Here is a 15,701-nt window from a genome sequence, read left to right on the forward strand (position 1 = left end):
CTGTTGGAGAGCGCCACTTTGGGCAAATCGGCGGTGCCGCACAATTTCGCGACCCTTCGCGACTTGACACTGTTCTGGCGTCAGTATGCATTAGGTCATGCAGACCGAACCGCTTCCCCAGAACCTCGCCTTCCTGTGCAGCTATTATCCGTCTATCGCCGCCGTGTGCCGGCGCCTGCAGATCAACCGCCAGCAGTTCAACAAATATCTGAGCGGCCAGACCTGGCCGTCCCGCCGCAACATGCGCAAGATCTGCGATTTCTTCGGCGTGAGCGAAGGCGAGCTTTTGATGGACCAGCAGCGCTTTGCCGAGATCGTCGGCCTGCGCCGCCGCCCGCTCGGCGTCCACGCGCCGTCGGACATGCTGGTGCATATGGAGCAGCTCTATCAGCGTTCCGGCGATCTCGGGCGCTATGTCGGCTACTATTTCCGCTATTTCTACTCGTTCGGCTATGCCGGCAAGATCATCAAATGCCTGGTCGTGATCTATGAAAAGGAAGGCCGCTATTTCTGGAAATGCATGGAAAGGCTCGTCCATTTCGGCAAATATGGCGTGAAGACCTCGAAATATTCGGCCGCCCTGCTGCTGCTCGGCGATCGCATATTCGCGCTCGAATCCGAAACCCTGCTCAAGACCAGCATCACCCAGGTGATCCTCTATCCGAGCTACCAGACGAGCGTCGCCTATCTGGTCGGCATCCAGACGGGCATGCCCCTTTTACGAGGGCGGAGACCAGCGGCCTCGGTCGTGCTTCTGGAATATCTCGGCCGCTCCGTCGACCAGCGCAAGGCGCTGCAGGCCTGCGGCCTATTCGACGAAACTGACCCCGCCATCGATGCCGGCATCCGCGCCATGATCACCAACCGCATCCCCACCGGGACATTCGTGCTCGAAACGGAAGAGGTGTAGACGTTCCTCCCAACGCGACCCGCATCGGCGCGAGCCTGTCCAACCCGTTCAGCACGAGGTTGTCACCCATGTCTTAGGTACATTCTGTTACCTATGTCTCCGGGCCGTACACAGGTGAAAGGTGGTAGCGGGAGAGGGACTTGAACCCCCGACCCCAGGATTATGATTCCCGTGCTCTAACCAACTGAGCTACCCCGCCAGGGCGGCGAAAGGCCCGAAATCCGCCTTAAATCGCAAGGCATTTCGAGGCGTTCGCCAAGGTCGCGCGGATATAAGGTTGGGAGGGTGAGCCTGTCAAGCTTCGAACCGCTCGGCAGGGGCGCTTATTCTCGCTGCCGAAAAGCTTTGCCGCGCCGATAATTGGTTGCAGCCGCCGGGGTTGAGTTCGAAGAGGCACGTCGCTATGTCTCGGCCACGAGTTTTTAGAGTTTGAGAACAGATGAAGCCGCGCATTGCAGTCCTCGGTTGCGGATACTGGGGCTCCAACCACATCCGCACCCTCAAGGCGCTCGGCGCGCTGCACGCGGTCTCCGACGCCAACCGTGCCCGCGCCGAAGGCTTTGCCAGCGAACAGGACTGCCTCGCGATCGAACCGGACCAGTTGTTCGTCCGCAATGACATCGACGCCATCGTCATGGCGCTGCCGCCGCAATTTCATGCCGAGATGGCGGTGCGCGCCACCGAAAGCGGCAAGGACGTGCTGGTGGAGAAGCCGATCGCGTTGACGGTTGCCGATGCCGAGCGCTCGGTGCAGGCGGCGAAGGACAAGGGCCGCGTCTTCATGGTCGGCCACGTCTTGCGCTTCCATCCCGCGTTCGAGACGCTGAAGGCGCTCATCGACAAGGGCGAGCTCGGCGAGGTCCGCTACATCCATTCGCACCGGCTCGGCCTCGGCAAATTCCACACCGAGAACGATGCGCTATGGGACCTAGCGCCGCATGACCTGTCGATGATCCTGGCCATCACCGGCACCGAACCGATCGAGGTGCGCGGCGAAGGGGCGGCGCTGCTCGACAATCTCAGCGACTTCGCGCATCTGCACATGCGCTTTCCCAACGGTTTGCGCAGCCATCTCTTCGCCTCGCGGCTGAACCCTTACCGCGAACGGCGGCTGACCGTGGTCGGCACCAAGGCGATGGCTGTCTTCGACGATGTCGAACCATGGGAGCGCAAGCTCGCCGTCTATCGCCACGCGGTCTGGCAGGACAGCGGCCAATGGGCGTTCACCACCAATGAGCCCTCCTATGTCGCGGTTGGCCAAGGCATGCCGCTGACGCGCGAACTCGAGCACTTCATCCATTGCATCGAAACGCGGGCCGAACCGCGCACCAGCGGCGAGGAGGCAATCCGGGTGCTGCGCATCCTGACCGCAGGTACGGTCACGCACACCAAATCCAATCCCTGAAGAAGATCGGGCCGCGTCGCGGCGGAGAGATCGTTGCCTACTCGGCGGGAACCTGCGCCGGTGACGCGGCAAGTCGGCTCAACATCGCCTCGGCCTCGGCGCCGCGCTCGGAGCGTTCGATGAAGCCGCCGCCGAACACGCGGGCCTCGTTGCCGTCGTCGGAATAGAGCACACAAGCCTGTCCAGGCGCGATACCGGACTCGCCATCGGCCAATTCGACCGATGTGACGCCCGCCTCGTGACGCAGCATCGCCGGGCGTGGCGGCCTGGTCGAGCGGACCTTGGCGAACAGTTCCAGCCCGCCCGCGGGCATGTCGGCCAGCGCGCCGTCACCAAGCCAGTTCATGTTGCGCAGGTAGATCTTGTGCGTCTCCAGCGCCTCGCGCGGCCCGACCACGACACGGGCGCGCTCGGCGTCGAGATGGACGACATAGAGCGGCTCGCCGGAGGCCACGCCGATGCCGCGGCGCTGGCCGATGGTGTAGCGCAGAATGCCTTCATGGCGGCCGAGCATCCGGCCGTCGATATGGACGATGTCACCCGGATTGGCGGCCGTCGGCTTCAGCTTGGCAATGATGTCGGAATATTTGCCCTGGGGCACGAAGCAGATGTCCTGGCTGTCCTGCTTGGCGGCTACCGTCAGGCCCATCTCCTCGGCAATGGCGCGAACCTGCGGCTTCGGCAGGCCGCCGAGCGGAAAGCGCAGATAATCGATCTGCGCCTGCGTGGTGGCGAAGAGGAAATAGCTCTGGTCGCGATCGGCGTCGACCGGCCTATAGAGCGCGCGATGGGCGCCATTGGCGCCGGAGCGAATGTAGTGGCCCGTGGCCAGCGCGTCGGCGCCGAGATCCTTGGCGGTGGCCAGCAGATCAGCGAACTTCACCGTCTGGTTGCAGGAAACGCAAGGGATCGGCGTCTCGCCGGCGACATAGCTCTCAGCGAAGGGATCGATGACCGCCTTGCGGAAGCGCTCTTCGTAGTCGAGCACGTAATGCGGAATGCCGAGCGTCTCGGAAACGCGGCGGGCGTCATCGATATCCTGCCCGGCACAGCAGGACCCGGCCCGGTGCGTCGCGGCGCCATGATCGTAAAGCTGCAAGGTGACGCCGACGACATCATAACCCTCGCGCTTCAAGAGACCCGCGACGACGGACGAATCGACGCCGCCCGACATGGCGACGACGATACGGGTGTTTTCGGGACGTCCGGGAAGATCGAGGCTGTTCATGGTTCTTTCGTTCTGCGCGGCGCTTGCATGCCAATGACGCGAATATAGGTCAAGCTTGGCGGCTGCGCCAGCTTGCGGGAACCGATCGGCGGGCAACTGCCGGCCCGGTGACCGCGCAGATTTTTCGAGCGAATCCGGAACTTCCCGGCAGATATTTCAAATGTTTGCGAAAAGACTAACGCGGCGTTCATGATCATTACCTAGCTGTTAGGGTCTGCTTAGGCAATTTTTAAAGCTGTGGCGGTAACGTGGTGGGGATTGGGTCTTTGAGTTTTTTGTAGAGAGTACGATGACCGATCTGGTTAGACCGCGAGTCAAATATGTTATCGGGCCTGACGGCAGCCCTCTCACAATTGCCGATCTGCCGCCGACGAATACACGTCGCTGGGTTATCCGGCGCAAGGCGGAAGTGGTTGCAGCGGTGCGCGGCGGGCTTTTGAGCCTCGAGGAGGCATGCCAGCGCTACAAGCTGACCACCGAGGAGTTCCTGTCCTGGCAGGCCTCGATCGACGAATACGGCCTCGCCGGGCTGCGCACGACGCGCATCCAGCAATACCGGCACTGACGCTCAAGAATCTGCAAAAGGGCGCGAAGTTCGCGCCCTTTTGGTTTCTTGACAGCATTTGCGCGTTTCAGACCGTCAGCACCACCTTGCCGACCGGCTTGCTGGCGAGGAAAGCGTGCGCGGCGCCGGCCTGTTCTAGCGGGAAGGTCTTTGCCACATGCACGGTAAGCTTTCCCGCATCGACGAGCCTGCCAAGTTCCAGCAGGCCTTCGCGGTCGGGAACAACGGACATGCGTTCGACGCGGATGCTTCGCGCCTTGGCATCCGCCCTGGTCTTGTCACTGATGTCGAGCAGTGACACCAGCACGCCGCCGTCCCTGAGCACCTTCAACGATTGATGGGCGTGCTCGCCGCCCACCGTCTCGAGCACCAGGTCGATGTCCTTCGCCTTGTCGGTAAAATCATCCTTGGTGTAGTCGATGACCTCGTCGGCGCCGAGCTTGTGGACGAAATCCAATTTTTCCGTGCTGGCGGTGGCGGCAACCCAGGCGCCGCCCGCCTTGGCGACCTGCACCGCCAGATGGCCGACGCCGCCGGCCCCGGCGTGGACCAGCACGCGCTGGCCGGCTTTTATCGCGCCATGACGCACGAGGCCTTGCCAGGCGGTGAGGCCGGCCAGCGGCAATGCGCCTGCCTGGACGTAATCGGCGTGCGCGGGCTTGCGCGCGATTTCATCGGCGGGCACCGCGGCCAGTTCGGCATAGGCTGCCGCCTGCTTTGGGAAGCGCGGCATGCCGAACACCGCGTCACCTGGATTCAGGCCGCTGACACCAGGCCCCAGCGCCTCGACGGTTCCCGAAAGGTCCCAGCCGAGGATGAAGGGTGGTTCGCCGAGCAGCGGGTAATAGCCGGCGCGCACGGCGCCATCGACCGGATTGATCCCGGCCGCCTTGATGCGGACCAGCACTTCGCCGGCGTTGGGCGAGGGCGCCGGGCGCTCGGCGATGACAAGGACATCGGGTCCGCCGACGGAATTCTGGATAATGGCACGCATAAGATTTCTCCTGATTGACCGGTCCCACTATCATTTGGAGAGTAATAGTCTCTTGTCCAGTATATACCTTTTTGATATATAGGCACCGTATGGATAGTGATCTCGACTCCCCCTACGGCTTTGATGCGTTCCGGCGGACCTGTCCCTCGCACACTGTGCTGGAGACGCTGGCCAGCAAGTGGGTTTACCTGGTTGTTTGTGCGCTGCGCCAAGGCCGGCAGCGCAATGGCGAGCTTGCCCGCAAGCTCGAAGGCATTACGCCGAAGATGCTGACGCAGACGTTGCGCGTGCTCGAGCGCGACGGCCTGGTGCGGCGCGAGGTGTTCGCGGTCGTCCCGCCTCGGGTCGAATATGAATTGACCGAACTTGGCCAGAATCTGGCGGGATTGCTCAACCAGATCAGATCCTGGTCGGAACAACACGTTCCCGACATCAAGGAGGCCCGGGCGCGAGCTGCGGCCGTGAATGAAGGGGAGTGGGCCGTTTAGCGCTCGCCCAATGCGTTGCGCGCCCGCTTGGACGTGCTCAAAGACGCGGATATCGGGCGGTTCAGCCGATCATCGCGCTACGACCGCCAGTTTCGGCCTCGCGAATCTTGGTGTCGCGCGATTCGAGCATTTCCGCCTTGGAAAGCTCCGCTTCAGCTTCGCCGAGTAATGATTCGGCGGCGCTTCGCTGCTGGGCGAGGTCGCCTTGCGAATTTCTGAGGTTGTCGCGGCGCAAACGGGCCGCCTTGGCGAAGGTCGGATAGGCGAAATGATTGATGTCGGTGATACCGGCCTTCTTTTCCTCGGCGCTGATCTGAAGCTCCAGCTCGGCGGCCATGCGTTCGAATTCGGCGATCATCATGTCGAGCTGCAGCAGCTGCCGCCGCTTCTCATTCACCTGAAACTGTTTCAGCCGAACGAGGTTTTCACGTGACTTCATGATTCGGTACTCCCGGAAACGCACACCTGCACATATCGTCCAAACCACTTGGAAAGGCCCAAGCGCTGCCCGTGTCCACCGGCTTTCCCCGCACTATGGGAAACAAAACCCTAAAGTTTTTTGCCGACGGTAACCATTCGTTTACGGGCATTGTTAATCATACGGGTCAGGACTTAAGGCCGGGTAAAAATCCGGCTGGCGACATGGAAGCGATGTCGATGAGTCCCTGGAGTCACTTAGTCCAGGTTTTTAATGTGTTGCATTAGCGGTTTGGCCCTGTGATTCGTTATTAAATTCAAGAGGGTGTAGAAAGTGGTTAAAAAATCTGGTACCGTCATCGACGCGGAATTAGGTTTTGTTAACCATTCCATGGCAGCCTCTGCACCAGGCAATCACTGCTCCGGTCCCGGATGGGTCGCAAGATGGTCCGGCAGCAGAAAAGGGGAATGAAATGCGTGTTCTGCTGATAGAAGATGACAGTGCAACCGCACAAAGCATCGAGCTGATGCTGAAATCGGAAAGCTTCAACGTCTATACGACCGACCTCGGCGAAGAGGGTGTCGATCTAGGCAAGCTCTACGACTACGACATCATCCTTCTCGACCTCAACCTACCCGATATGTCCGGCTATGAGGTCTTGAGAACGCTTCGTCTTTCCAAGGTGAAGACGCCGATCCTCATCCTTTCCGGCATGGCTGGCATCGAGGACAAGGTGCGCGGCCTCGGCTTCGGCGCAGACGATTACATGACCAAGCCGTTCCACAAGGACGAGCTGGTGGCGCGCATCCATGCCATCGTGCGCCGTTCGAAGGGACATGCCCAATCGGTCATCACCACCGGCGACCTGGTGGTCAATCTCGATGCCAAGACCGTCGAAGTCGGCGGTCAGCGCGTGCACCTTACCGGCAAGGAATACCAGATGCTGGAGCTGCTCTCGCTGCGCAAGGGCACCACGCTCACCAAGGAAATGTTCCTCAACCACCTCTATGGCGGCATGGACGAGCCGGAACTGAAGATCATCGACGTCTTCATCTGCAAGCTGCGCAAGAAGCTCGATGCTGCGTCCGGCGGCCAGAATTATATCGAGACGGTCTGGGGCCGCGGCTATGTGCTGCGCGAACCTGAAGACATCCGCGTCAGCGCCTGAGCGACGGCCGATCGAAATTCCAGACAAAAACCCGGCGGCAGCCGGGTTTTTGCGTCATAGACCGGTGGTAACCGCGATCCGACGGATCAGGCAGCGATCTTCAGGGTGCGAAAGCGCTCGAGTAGCTGCGGGCGGTTGAACGGCTTCAACAGATAGCCTTGGGCGCCGGCGCGTTTGGCTCGCATGATCGAGGCGATGTCCAGTTCGACCAGCGAGATCAGGATCTGCGGCTTGGTCGGGCTTTCCATGGCGCGCACGCGCCGGATCAGGTCGACCGCCTGTACATCCGGCAGTGCACCGTCGACGACGATGATATCAGGCATATCGGCGGCGCACATCTCCAGCGCGTCAAGCCCGCTGGCGGCTTCGATGACCATCATGTCGGAACCGCCCAGGATGCGCTTCGCAACTTTCCTGATGACGCTAGAATCGTCGACGAACATGCAGCGTTTCATTTCCGGGTCCTCTTTGCCTTGTGGCAATCCGGTCGCGTCGGGGTATCTGCGGCACAGCATAGGCCGATCTGGTAAAGAAGCCGAAAAGCCATTAGGTAAAATTTTTGCAAAGATGCCGGTTTGCAAGGTTTTTCTTGCAGATGCTTTGACCCGCGCTGTCAGACGAAGTTCATCTTTCGTCCGCAGGTCCATTCAACCAATATTACAGCGCTGAAATACTTTGCTGCTGGTCTGCGCGGATCTCAGGCCGCCGAAAGCACGATCTCTTCCGCGGTCGCATGGATCGATATCGTCATGTTGGCCTCCCGCGCCAGAAGCAGCGTATAGTAAGGCTGCACCGAATGCGCGTCGATCGGTTCTTCCGGCTTGTGGCCGGAATGCAGTTCGAGGAATTTCGGCGGCACCCGCAACATGGGGCCGCTCGCCGAAAGCGCGAAGCGAGGCTCGGTCTCGAGATTCTCCAGCGTCACCGAAAGCTTGCCGCCACGTGGAATGGCAGCGTTGGCGACCAGGATCAGGTTGAGCAGCAGCTTGACCTTGTTCTTGGGCAACAGTGCACGGCTTCCATTCCAGGTGAGTTCCGGCTTCTCGTTCTTGAGGAAGGCGATAGCGACGGCTTCCGCATCGCCGGTGTCGATCTGCATGCCGGCGGAACCCGCCGCGCCGAAGGCGATGCGGGCGAACTGCAGGCGCGCCGAGGCGTTGCGGGCGCTCTGGCGGATCAGCTTCATGGCGTCCTCGTCGGCGCCGCCTTCATCGAGCAGTTCAAGCCCGTTGTTGATCGCGCCAACAGGCGAGATGATGTCGTGGCAGACCCGGCTGCACAAAAGTGCCGCCAGATCGGGTGCGGAAAGGGTGAAAAGATCGGACATCGGCGAAAATCCCTGCAAAAATCCCATAAATCATGGCCGCGCGATCGATCGACGCCTGCCCACGCGAATCACGCTCTCTTCCCGAGCTTTCTGAATACACAGCGCCCGTGCGTGCAGCAACAAACCCAAAATCGCCGTTGGGGCCTATGGCGCGTTCACGCAGGCTGCTTGCCTGTATGAACGACCCCAACAGCCTTCGAACCGCCATCTTCATGTGCGAGTTTAATGGTTGAAAAAGGATTACGGCATAGTTTGCCCCTAACAGCCATCCTTAACGGCCGCCTAAAGAGCCGTACGGGGTGCGAGGCGTCGGCGAAAGTGCTCCCTGACGGAGATTGGAAGCATGTTTTCCCGATTCTACGGCCGGAGTTTTCTCCGTGTCCTCTCAATGGCGATCACGCTCCTGGGCGTTCTCGTCTTCTCGACATCGGCCCTGCGGGCCCAGGAGTACACCGCTCAGGAGATTGTCGATTCCGGTCACAAGTTCTTCGGCGCGACATCGGGCGGCCTTGCCACAGTCGTGGAGAAGATTTTTGCTTCCTATGGCTTGCCCAATGGCTATCTGCTTGGCGAGGAGGGATCCGGCGCGCTGATCGGCGGCCTGACCTATGGCGAAGGTACGCTCTACACCAAGAATGCCGGCGACCACAAAGTGTTCTGGCAAGGCCCGTCGCTGGGCTGGGATTTCGGCGGCGAGGGATCGCGGGTGATGATGCTCGTCTATAATCTCGATGACGTCGGCAATCTCTACAACCGCTATGGCGGCGTCGCCGGCTCGGCCTATGTGGTGGCGGGCGTCGGATTCAACGTGCTGAAGAACAACAATGTGCTGCTGGTGCCGATCCGCACCGGCGTCGGCGCCCGGCTCGGCGTCAATCTCGGCTACCTGAAGCTTACCGAACGGGCGACGTGGAATCCGTTCTGACCCGAGGTCACGACCGGAATGTGTATACGCTTTCGATGAGAATCCAGATCCGATGACCCATATGCGCCGCGGCGAGCCCTTGCCGCAGCGCCGGATTTCCGTCATGCCAACAGATTAACGGTCAAAAGTCGCGACGGCTTTTGATCCTCGTATTGTTGCATGTCGGCGCGCGATAACGGATAGTCACTTGGTTCAGTCGGTCCTGTTCTTTGCTCTCGGCTTTCTCTGCGCCGGCTTTCTGGCGCTGATGGTGGCTCCGGCCATCTGGCGGCGGGCGGTCGCCCTGACGCGCAAACGCATCGAAGCCTCGATCCCGCTGACGCAAGCCGAAATCGGGGCCGACAAGGACCGGATCCGGGCGGAGTTCGCCATGGCGACGCGCCGCCTCGAGATGAACGTCAAGGCGCTGCGCGAGAAATCGACCGAGCAGCTCATCGAGATCAATCGCGGCCGCGAGGCCCTGAAGGGGCTGGCGCTGGAGCGCATGGACAAGAACCAGGTGCTCGATGAACTGGCCGCCAAGAACGCGGCGCTGCACCAGCGCGAGGATGAACTGCACCGGCTATCCGAGCGGCTCAAGGAGACCGAACGCAAACTGGAGAAGCGCGCGCTTGAGCTTGAGAAGCTGGAACGCATGTATGACGACGCCAGCTTCTCCTCCAGCAGCCGCCAGATCGAACTTGTGGCGCGCGAATCCGAGTTGCAGAAGCTCGCCAGCGATATCGCGCTGCTGCGCGGCCAGCGCAAGGAGGCGGACAGGCGCAACCAGGAGATCGCGGCCGAAAGCAAGGCCGCGCGTGAGGCGCTGAAGGCCGAGAGGAAAAAAACCGCCGAACTGGACAAGAAAGTCGAACGGTTGCTCGCCGCGCTTGCCGACCGAGAGGAGAAGCTCGAACGCCGCGAGAAAGATCTGGCGCGGCAGCGCGAAAAAGCGAAGGCTGGGGACGGCGCCTCGGCCTTGCGGTTGATCGGCGGGCAGGTACAGGCGGACAGGCGCGACGACGTCGAAACGGCGATCGCCAGGCTCGACGCCGACCGTGAGCGGCTGGAGGCCAGACTGACGGCACTGGCACGCGAGAACAAGCGGCTGAAGGCGGATCTGTCCGCCGCCGAGGCCGCCGGCCCGCAGGGCGATACACGCCACGCAAGTTCCATGTTGCGCGAACAGATGAATGACCTGGCGGCGGAAGTCGTCAACTTGACAGCCAAGCTCGAAGGGCCGGGGTCGCCGATCGCCAAGGCGCTGGAGGCGCAGCAGGATGCGCGTCCGAACAGCGGCGGCCGCAGCCTTGCCGACCGCGTGCGGGCGTTACAGAAGGCGGTTGCGGCAGATTGAATTCAGGCACCGCCGGCGCAGAAATGATGCAGGGCGATGGCGGATGCCGCCGCGACGTTCAGGCTGTCGAAGCCTTCCGACATGTTGATCCGAACAGTATTGAGACGGGCGAGCAGGCTTTCGGGCAGGCCGTGGCCCTCGGTCCCGAGGTAGAGTGCCAGGCGTTTGGCCGGCTTTGCATCGCGTATGTCTGATGTCCCGCGCGGCGACAGCGCAAATTGGGTAAAGCCACGCCGGTCGAGCGTCGCGGCGAACCGCGCGGTGTCGCTGAACGAGGCGAACGGGACCTTCAAGGCCGCGCCGACCGAAACGCGGATCGCCTTGCGATAGAGCGGATCGCAGCAGGTCGCATCCAAAAGGATCGCATTGGCGCCGAACGCGGCGGCGTTGCGGAAAATCGAGCCCATGTTGTCATGATTGGCGATGCCGACGAGCACCACGATCAATGCTCGGGCAGGCAAGCCGTCCAGCAGGGCCTCGGCCGGCTGGGGCGTCTCCTTGCGACCAATGGCAAGAATGCCGCGATGCAGGTGAAACCCGGCAATGGCATCCATCACAGCTCCGGCGGCGACATAGACCGGCAGGTCAGGAGACGCCTTGTGCAGGATTTCTTGGAGGCCGGCCAAGCGGTTCTCCAGAACCAGCACCGATTCGGCGCGGAAGCGCGCGGCCGACAGTAGCATGTCGAGCACGACCTTGCCCTCGGCAATGAAGCGGCCCTGTCGACCGGCGAGGTCACGCTCGCGGATGTCGAGATAGGCGGCGACGCGCGGATCCCGCGGATCGTCGATGTGGACAAGGGTCATCTGAGCCTCGGCTGACAATCGGAATCGGTTGCCAAGAACATGATGCGCGGATGCAGTGTCAAAGTGTATTTGCGCGCCCAGGATGGACGCACATTGCCGAAGGCCGCTGGTGGCGTAAACGTTTACGCGACCAGCCGTTCAAGTTCCGGCGCGGCGCAGCCTTTGTGCCATCTGGGACAGATCATCCTTGCCGCTGCCGAAAATGCCGTCGAGCGTGGCAAGCAGTTCGCGCACGGCGTCGGATTTGCAGGAGTAGTAGATCATCTGGCGGTCGCGGCGGGTGTCCACAAGGTCCAGCGCCCGCAACTTTGCCAAATGCTGCGACAGGGCGGACTGGCTGAGCATCACCTTCTCGGCGATGGCTCCCACCGACATTTCACCGACGATCAGATAACTCATGATCAAAAGCCGTTTTTCATTGCCCATCAGCATCAGAAATTCGGCCGCCGATCCAGCGTTGGCGATTAGCTTTGTCGAGATCATCGATCCCCCATGCTCTTTGCTCATCGAGGCACCATGGGGGCAATGGTGCCTGGATCCATAAACTCAGTTGTGAATGGTCGCCAACGAGTCAGCGCCACAGCCAAAGGGTAGAACATTTCATTCAAATCTCAAGCGTTGCTTTTGATCAAACGTAATTTAAGTGCGGTTATTTGGCGACGTTGCCGCCCGGCCGCTCTTGGCCATGTCGACCAAGACGTGCCTCAACTCATGCGCTGTGGCCAAGGGCTGCGGAAAGAAGACCCTGCCGGCATCGTCGCCAGAGGCCAGATCCATGCCGTCGGCATCGAACCCGGCGATGACCCAGCCGTCGCCGGATGCCCGGGCAAAATGATGCGCGTAGAGGGCGACGGCGTCGAGATGGTCCGCATTCATGTGGTCGATCGCGGATTGCTCGCTGGCCGCCAGTTCCTCGACGATCGGCCCGTCGGTGATGAGATCGGTGCGATCAAGCAGGTAGGCCTTGCCGAAGCCGCCGTTCAGGCTGGCGCGCTGCGGTTCGAGACGAAAGATCGAAAAGTCGCCGAGGCCGGCATAGAGGCTGGCCTTCGGATTGTGGTTGAGATAGCGGCGTTCGGCGCGTGCATGCGCGTCCGATCCGCGCTCGATCCGCGCTGCCCGGCAGATCAGCGTCAACCGGGGATGCGCGAGCGGGTCGCCCTTGCCCGGCTCGCCGAGCAGCAGCGAACAGCGCGGGTCCGCAAGTATGGCGGGCGTATGGGCCGAAAGCTGCGACACCAGGATCAGCGGCGTGCCGTCGATGTCGGTGGCGACGCCGACCCGACTCGCCAGCGGCGAACCCGTTTGCGGCTCCAACACCGCCAAGGCGCCGAAGCGGGCGCGGCGCATGAGTGTCTTGGCCTGCCGGATCGCCTCGGCGTCGGTCTCGCGGATCACGTCCTTCGTTCGATCGGCCAAAATGCTCGCCCTGCTAAGTTGATTTGGCTATTCCACTTATCAGACGATGGCGCCAGGCTGGCAAGTGCTACTTCGGAGCCATGCGAATGGCGCCATCGAGACGAATGGTCTCGCCGTTGAGCATCTGGTTCTCGATGATGTGCAAGGCAAGGGCCGCATATTCCGACGGCTCGCCGAGGCGCGAGGGGAAGGGCACCGCGGCGCCCAGCGAATCCTGCACCTCCTGCGGCATGCCGGCCATCATCGGCGTCCTGAATATGCCGGGTGCGATGGTGCAGACCCGGATGCCGGAACGGGCAAGATCGCGCGCCACCGGCAGCGTCATGCCGACGACCCCGCCCTTTGATGCCGAATACGCGGCCTGGCCGATCTGGCCGTCATAGGCGGCGACGGATGCGGTGTTGACGACGACGCCGCGCTCGCCGCCCTGCAGCGGGTCGAGCTTTGCGGCGCCGTCGGCGACGAGGCGGATCATGTTGAAAGTGCCGATCAGATTGACTTCGATCACCTTGCGGTACTGATCGAGCGGATGGGGACCATCCTTGCCGATCGTCTTCACGCCGATGGCAATGCCGGCGCAATTGACCAGGATGCGCGGTTCGCCCAGCTTGGCCGCGACCTCGGCAAGCGCGGCAACACCGCTGTCGGCGCTGCCGACATCGCATTGGACGGCGATGCCGCCGATCTCGGCCGCCACCTTGGCCGCCCGATCGACGCCGACATCCAAGATGGCGACGCGGGCGCCCCTGGCGGCCAGCGCGCGCGCCGTCGCCTCGCCAAGGCCGGAGCCGCCGCCGGTAACAACCGCGACCTCGCCGTTTGGATTCATGGCGTCATCCTTTCACATGAGAGTCAGGCGTGGATCAGGCGCGCAATCGGCGCGAATGGTCAAGCCATCGCGGCAAAGTGCTCGGCGACCCTGGCCTGGTCGGCATGGCAGACCTCGCCCGTGAGCCTTGCAACCGCGCCCGGCATGATCTCGTGCGACAGCAGCCTGTCGAGATCGACGGGGCGTGGCATCGATATCTGGCCGCGCGGGATACGCTTGAAGCCGAGCGGTCCATAATAGGGCTCGTCGCCGACCAGCATGACGGCGGGCGCTCGGGCCTTGGCGGCCGCTTCCAGCGCGATCGCCACCAGCCGGCGGCCGATGCCGAGATTCTTGAAGGCTGGCCGCACCGCGAGCGGCCCGAGCATCAGCGCGCGTCCGGCGCCTGCGGCGATGCGGGTCATGCGAACTGATGCGACCACGAGATCGCCGTCCATGGCGACGAAGGACAGCGCGCGTTCATGCCCGCCGGCCTCGCGGATCTTGTAGGCGGCCAGCACAAAACGGCCGGGCCCGAAGGCTTCGTCATTGATGGCTTCGATCTGAGGGTCGTGCGCCGGAGTTTCCGGCAGGTATTCTACGTCGGCAAGGCTCATGGTCTTTGCGTTCCGGTACAGGAGGAAAGGTTTGCTGCAAACGGCAGCATTCGCCAATCAGCGCTTTATCAAGCGTGGGCGCCCTTTCGTCGTCGGTCGAACCGGATCAAAGCAAAATCGAACATGCGGAGTGTCCGCTAGCATCAATTTCCCGCCGCTGCAATCGGCGGTTTTGCAGGTAGAGAGCAACGGGCGCCGCGACGTGCTTGACGATCTGTTCAGCGCCCGGCGATTCCATGCAACGACTTGGAGCCCTACATGATGTTCTAGACAGGAAAGGACAAGCGATGGGATTGCTGGTCGAAGGCAAATGGCAGGACCGCTGGTACGACACCAAAGGCAGCGGCGGCAAATTCGTGCGGGCGCAGTCGCAATGGCGCGACTGGATCACTCGTGACGGGGCGCCTGCCGAAGGCCGCGGCCGCGGCCGCGGCTTCAAGGCGGAGCCCGGTCGCTATCACCTCTATGTCTCGCTTGCCTGTCCCTGGGCGCACCGAACGCTGATCTTCCGGGCGCTGAAGAAGCTTGAAGGCATCATCTCCGTGTCGGTCGTCCATCATTTCATGGGCGCCGATGGCTGGACGTTCCTGGCGCAGGACGGAGCCACAGGTGACACGCTCTATAGCCTGGACTTCCTGCACCAGATCTACACCAGGGCCGACCCTAACTATTCCGGCCGGGTCACGGTGCCGGTGCTGTGGGATAAAAGGGATGAGACCATCGTCTCCAACGAATCCTCCGAAATCATCCGGATGCTGAATTCAGTTTTCGACGCTTGGGGTGACGCCAACCTCGACTTCTATCCGCAGGCGCTACGCGGCGAGATCGACGCGGTCAATGCGCTGGTCTATCCCGCCATCAACAACGGCGTCTATCGCGCTGGCTTCGCCACCACGCAGGCCGCCTACGAGCAAGCGTTCGGGGAGTTGTTCGCCGCGCTCGACACGCTGGAGCATCGGCTGTCGAATCAGCGCTATCTCGTCGGCGAGCGGATCACCGAAGCCGACTGGCGGCTGTTCACCACGCTGGTGCGCTTCGACCCGGTCTATGTCGGCCATTTCAAATGCAATCGGCGCCGCATCGCCGACTATCCCAACCTGTCGAACTATCTGCGCGATCTTTACCAGGTGCCCGGCGTAGCCGGCACGGTGAACCTCCATCATATCAAGTCGCACTATTACGGCAGCCACGAAACGATCAACCCGATGCGTATAGTGCCTGTGGGGCCGGAAATTAACTACGGCGCGGGGCATGACAGGGCACGGTTCGCCAAGGCGGCTGCCTGAA

The 15,701-nt window shown here is 61.9% G+C and carries 19 protein-coding genes and 1 tRNA gene; 8 read left to right on the forward strand and 12 right to left on the reverse strand.

Annotated features, from left to right (window positions below; all coding sequences use genetic code 11):
• Nucleotides 1–97 precede the first annotated feature (97 nt).
• Nucleotides 98–910, forward strand: a complete 813-nt coding sequence (locus FJ426_RS11250; RefSeq protein WP_140518024.1) for a helix-turn-helix transcriptional regulator — start codon at nt 98–100, stop codon at nt 908–910.
• A 122-nt stretch (nt 911–1,032) separates the two neighbouring features.
• Here FJ426_RS11250 and FJ426_RS11255 read toward each other — a convergent pair.
• A tRNA-Met gene (locus FJ426_RS11255) sits at nt 1,033–1,109 on the reverse strand.
• 240 nt (nt 1,110–1,349) lie between these two features.
• Between FJ426_RS11255 and FJ426_RS11260 the strand changes: the two genes are divergently transcribed.
• Nucleotides 1,350–2,315: a Gfo/Idh/MocA family oxidoreductase gene (locus tag FJ426_RS11260; protein ID WP_140496105.1), complete on the forward strand. Its 966-nt coding sequence runs from the start codon at nt 1,350–1,352 to the stop codon at nt 2,313–2,315.
• A 37-nt stretch (nt 2,316–2,352) separates the two neighbouring features.
• Here the strand turns inward: FJ426_RS11260 and mnmA are convergent, their stop codons facing one another.
• Both mnmA and FJ426_RS11270 read right to left on the reverse strand, forming a co-directional pair.
• Nucleotides 2,353–3,543: a tRNA 2-thiouridine(34) synthase MnmA gene (gene mnmA / locus FJ426_RS11265; RefSeq protein ID WP_140825212.1), complete on the reverse strand. Its 1,191-nt coding sequence runs from the start codon at nt 3,541–3,543 to the stop codon at nt 2,353–2,355.
• Entirely contained in the window at nt 3,540–3,734 is a 195-nt protein-coding gene (locus FJ426_RS11270; protein ID WP_140518053.1) for a hypothetical protein, read from the reverse strand. Before FJ426_RS11270 ends, mnmA begins: the two co-directional genes overlap by 4 nt.
• A 98-nt stretch (nt 3,735–3,832) precedes the next feature.
• On the opposite strand from FJ426_RS11270, the gene FJ426_RS11275 reads away from it, so the two are divergent.
• Complete coding sequence (locus FJ426_RS11275; protein ID WP_006203587.1) at nt 3,833–4,108, forward strand: DUF1153 domain-containing protein; 276 nt, start codon at nt 3,833–3,835, stop codon at nt 4,106–4,108.
• A gap of 67 nt (nt 4,109–4,175) precedes the next feature.
• Here FJ426_RS11275 and FJ426_RS11280 read toward each other — a convergent pair whose 3' ends face one another.
• Nucleotides 4,176–5,102: an NADP-dependent oxidoreductase gene (locus FJ426_RS11280; RefSeq protein ID WP_140518054.1), complete on the reverse strand. Its 927-nt coding sequence runs from the start codon at nt 5,100–5,102 to the stop codon at nt 4,176–4,178.
• 89 nt (nt 5,103–5,191) lie between these two features.
• Here FJ426_RS11280 and FJ426_RS11285 point away from each other — a divergent pair, with 89 nt between their 5' ends.
• On the forward strand, nt 5,192–5,590 hold the full coding sequence (locus FJ426_RS11285) for a helix-turn-helix domain-containing protein (protein WP_140518299.1): 399 nt from the start codon (nt 5,192–5,194) through the stop codon (nt 5,588–5,590).
• A 61-nt stretch (nt 5,591–5,651) separates the two neighbouring features.
• Here the strand turns inward: FJ426_RS11285 and FJ426_RS11290 are convergent, their stop codons facing one another.
• Nucleotides 5,652–6,029: a flagellar export protein FliJ gene (locus FJ426_RS11290; protein ID WP_140496101.1), complete on the reverse strand. Its 378-nt coding sequence runs from the start codon at nt 6,027–6,029 to the stop codon at nt 5,652–5,654.
• A 451-nt stretch (nt 6,030–6,480) separates the two neighbouring features.
• Between FJ426_RS11290 and ctrA the strand changes: the two genes are divergently transcribed.
• Complete coding sequence (ctrA, locus tag FJ426_RS11295; protein ID WP_006203583.1) at nt 6,481–7,176, forward strand: cell cycle two-component system response regulator CtrA; 696 nt, start codon at nt 6,481–6,483, stop codon at nt 7,174–7,176.
• 86 nt (nt 7,177–7,262) lie between these two features.
• Here ctrA and FJ426_RS11300 read toward each other — a convergent pair whose 3' ends face one another.
• Nucleotides 7,263–7,631, reverse strand: coding sequence for a response regulator (locus FJ426_RS11300; RefSeq protein ID WP_140496100.1), 369 nt, complete (start codon nt 7,629–7,631; stop codon nt 7,263–7,265).
• Nucleotides 7,632–7,873: 242 nt separating this feature from the next.
• Complete coding sequence (locus FJ426_RS11305) at nt 7,874–8,503, reverse strand: histidine phosphotransferase family protein (RefSeq protein ID WP_140496099.1); 630 nt, start codon at nt 8,501–8,503, stop codon at nt 7,874–7,876.
• Between the two features lie 388 nt (nt 8,504–8,891).
• Between FJ426_RS11305 and FJ426_RS11310 the strand changes: the two genes are divergently transcribed.
• The gene (locus tag FJ426_RS11310) at nt 8,892–9,428 is read left to right on the forward strand and encodes an EipA family protein (RefSeq protein ID WP_224704666.1); all 537 of its coding nucleotides are present in this window, start codon (nt 8,892–8,894) and stop codon (nt 9,426–9,428) included.
• Nucleotides 9,429–9,615: 187 nt separating this feature from the next.
• Nucleotides 9,616–10,764, forward strand: coding sequence for a hypothetical protein (locus tag FJ426_RS11315; protein WP_140561442.1), 1,149 nt, complete (start codon nt 9,616–9,618; stop codon nt 10,762–10,764).
• Between the two features lie 2 nt (nt 10,765–10,766).
• Here FJ426_RS11315 and FJ426_RS11320 read toward each other — a convergent pair whose 3' ends face one another.
• The 5 genes from FJ426_RS11320 to FJ426_RS11340 all read right to left on the reverse strand — a co-directional run bounded on the left by FJ426_RS11320 (nt 10,767) and on the right by FJ426_RS11340 (nt 14,414).
• Nucleotides 10,767–11,570 carry an RNA methyltransferase gene (locus tag FJ426_RS11320; protein WP_140825213.1) on the reverse strand — a complete coding sequence of 268 codons (804 nt, stop codon included), beginning with the start codon at nt 11,568–11,570 and terminating at the stop codon, nt 10,767–10,769.
• 138 nt (nt 11,571–11,708) lie between these two features.
• Complete coding sequence (locus FJ426_RS11325) at nt 11,709–12,053, reverse strand: metalloregulator ArsR/SmtB family transcription factor (protein ID WP_140561469.1); 345 nt, start codon at nt 12,051–12,053, stop codon at nt 11,709–11,711.
• A 156-nt stretch (nt 12,054–12,209) separates the two neighbouring features.
• Nucleotides 12,210–12,989, reverse strand: a complete 780-nt coding sequence (locus tag FJ426_RS11330) for a HugZ family protein (RefSeq protein WP_140561438.1) — start codon at nt 12,987–12,989, stop codon at nt 12,210–12,212.
• A gap of 67 nt (nt 12,990–13,056) precedes the next feature.
• The gene (locus FJ426_RS11335; RefSeq protein ID WP_140556150.1) at nt 13,057–13,818 is read right to left on the reverse strand and encodes a 3-hydroxyacyl-CoA dehydrogenase; all 762 of its coding nucleotides are present in this window, start codon (nt 13,816–13,818) and stop codon (nt 13,057–13,059) included.
• A 59-nt stretch (nt 13,819–13,877) separates the two neighbouring features.
• Nucleotides 13,878–14,414, reverse strand: coding sequence for an N-acetyltransferase (locus tag FJ426_RS11340; protein ID WP_140496094.1), 537 nt, complete (start codon nt 14,412–14,414; stop codon nt 13,878–13,880).
• Between the two features lie 287 nt (nt 14,415–14,701).
• Here FJ426_RS11340 and FJ426_RS11345 point away from each other — a divergent pair, with 287 nt between their 5' ends.
• Complete coding sequence (locus FJ426_RS11345) at nt 14,702–15,700, forward strand: glutathione S-transferase family protein (RefSeq protein ID WP_140561437.1); 999 nt, start codon at nt 14,702–14,704, stop codon at nt 15,698–15,700.
• The last annotated feature ends 1 nt before the right edge of the window (nt 15,701 follow it).

The sequence above is a fragment of the Mesorhizobium sp. B2-6-4 genome (assembly GCF_006441495.1).
GTDB lineage: Bacteria > Pseudomonadota > Alphaproteobacteria > Rhizobiales > Rhizobiaceae > Mesorhizobium.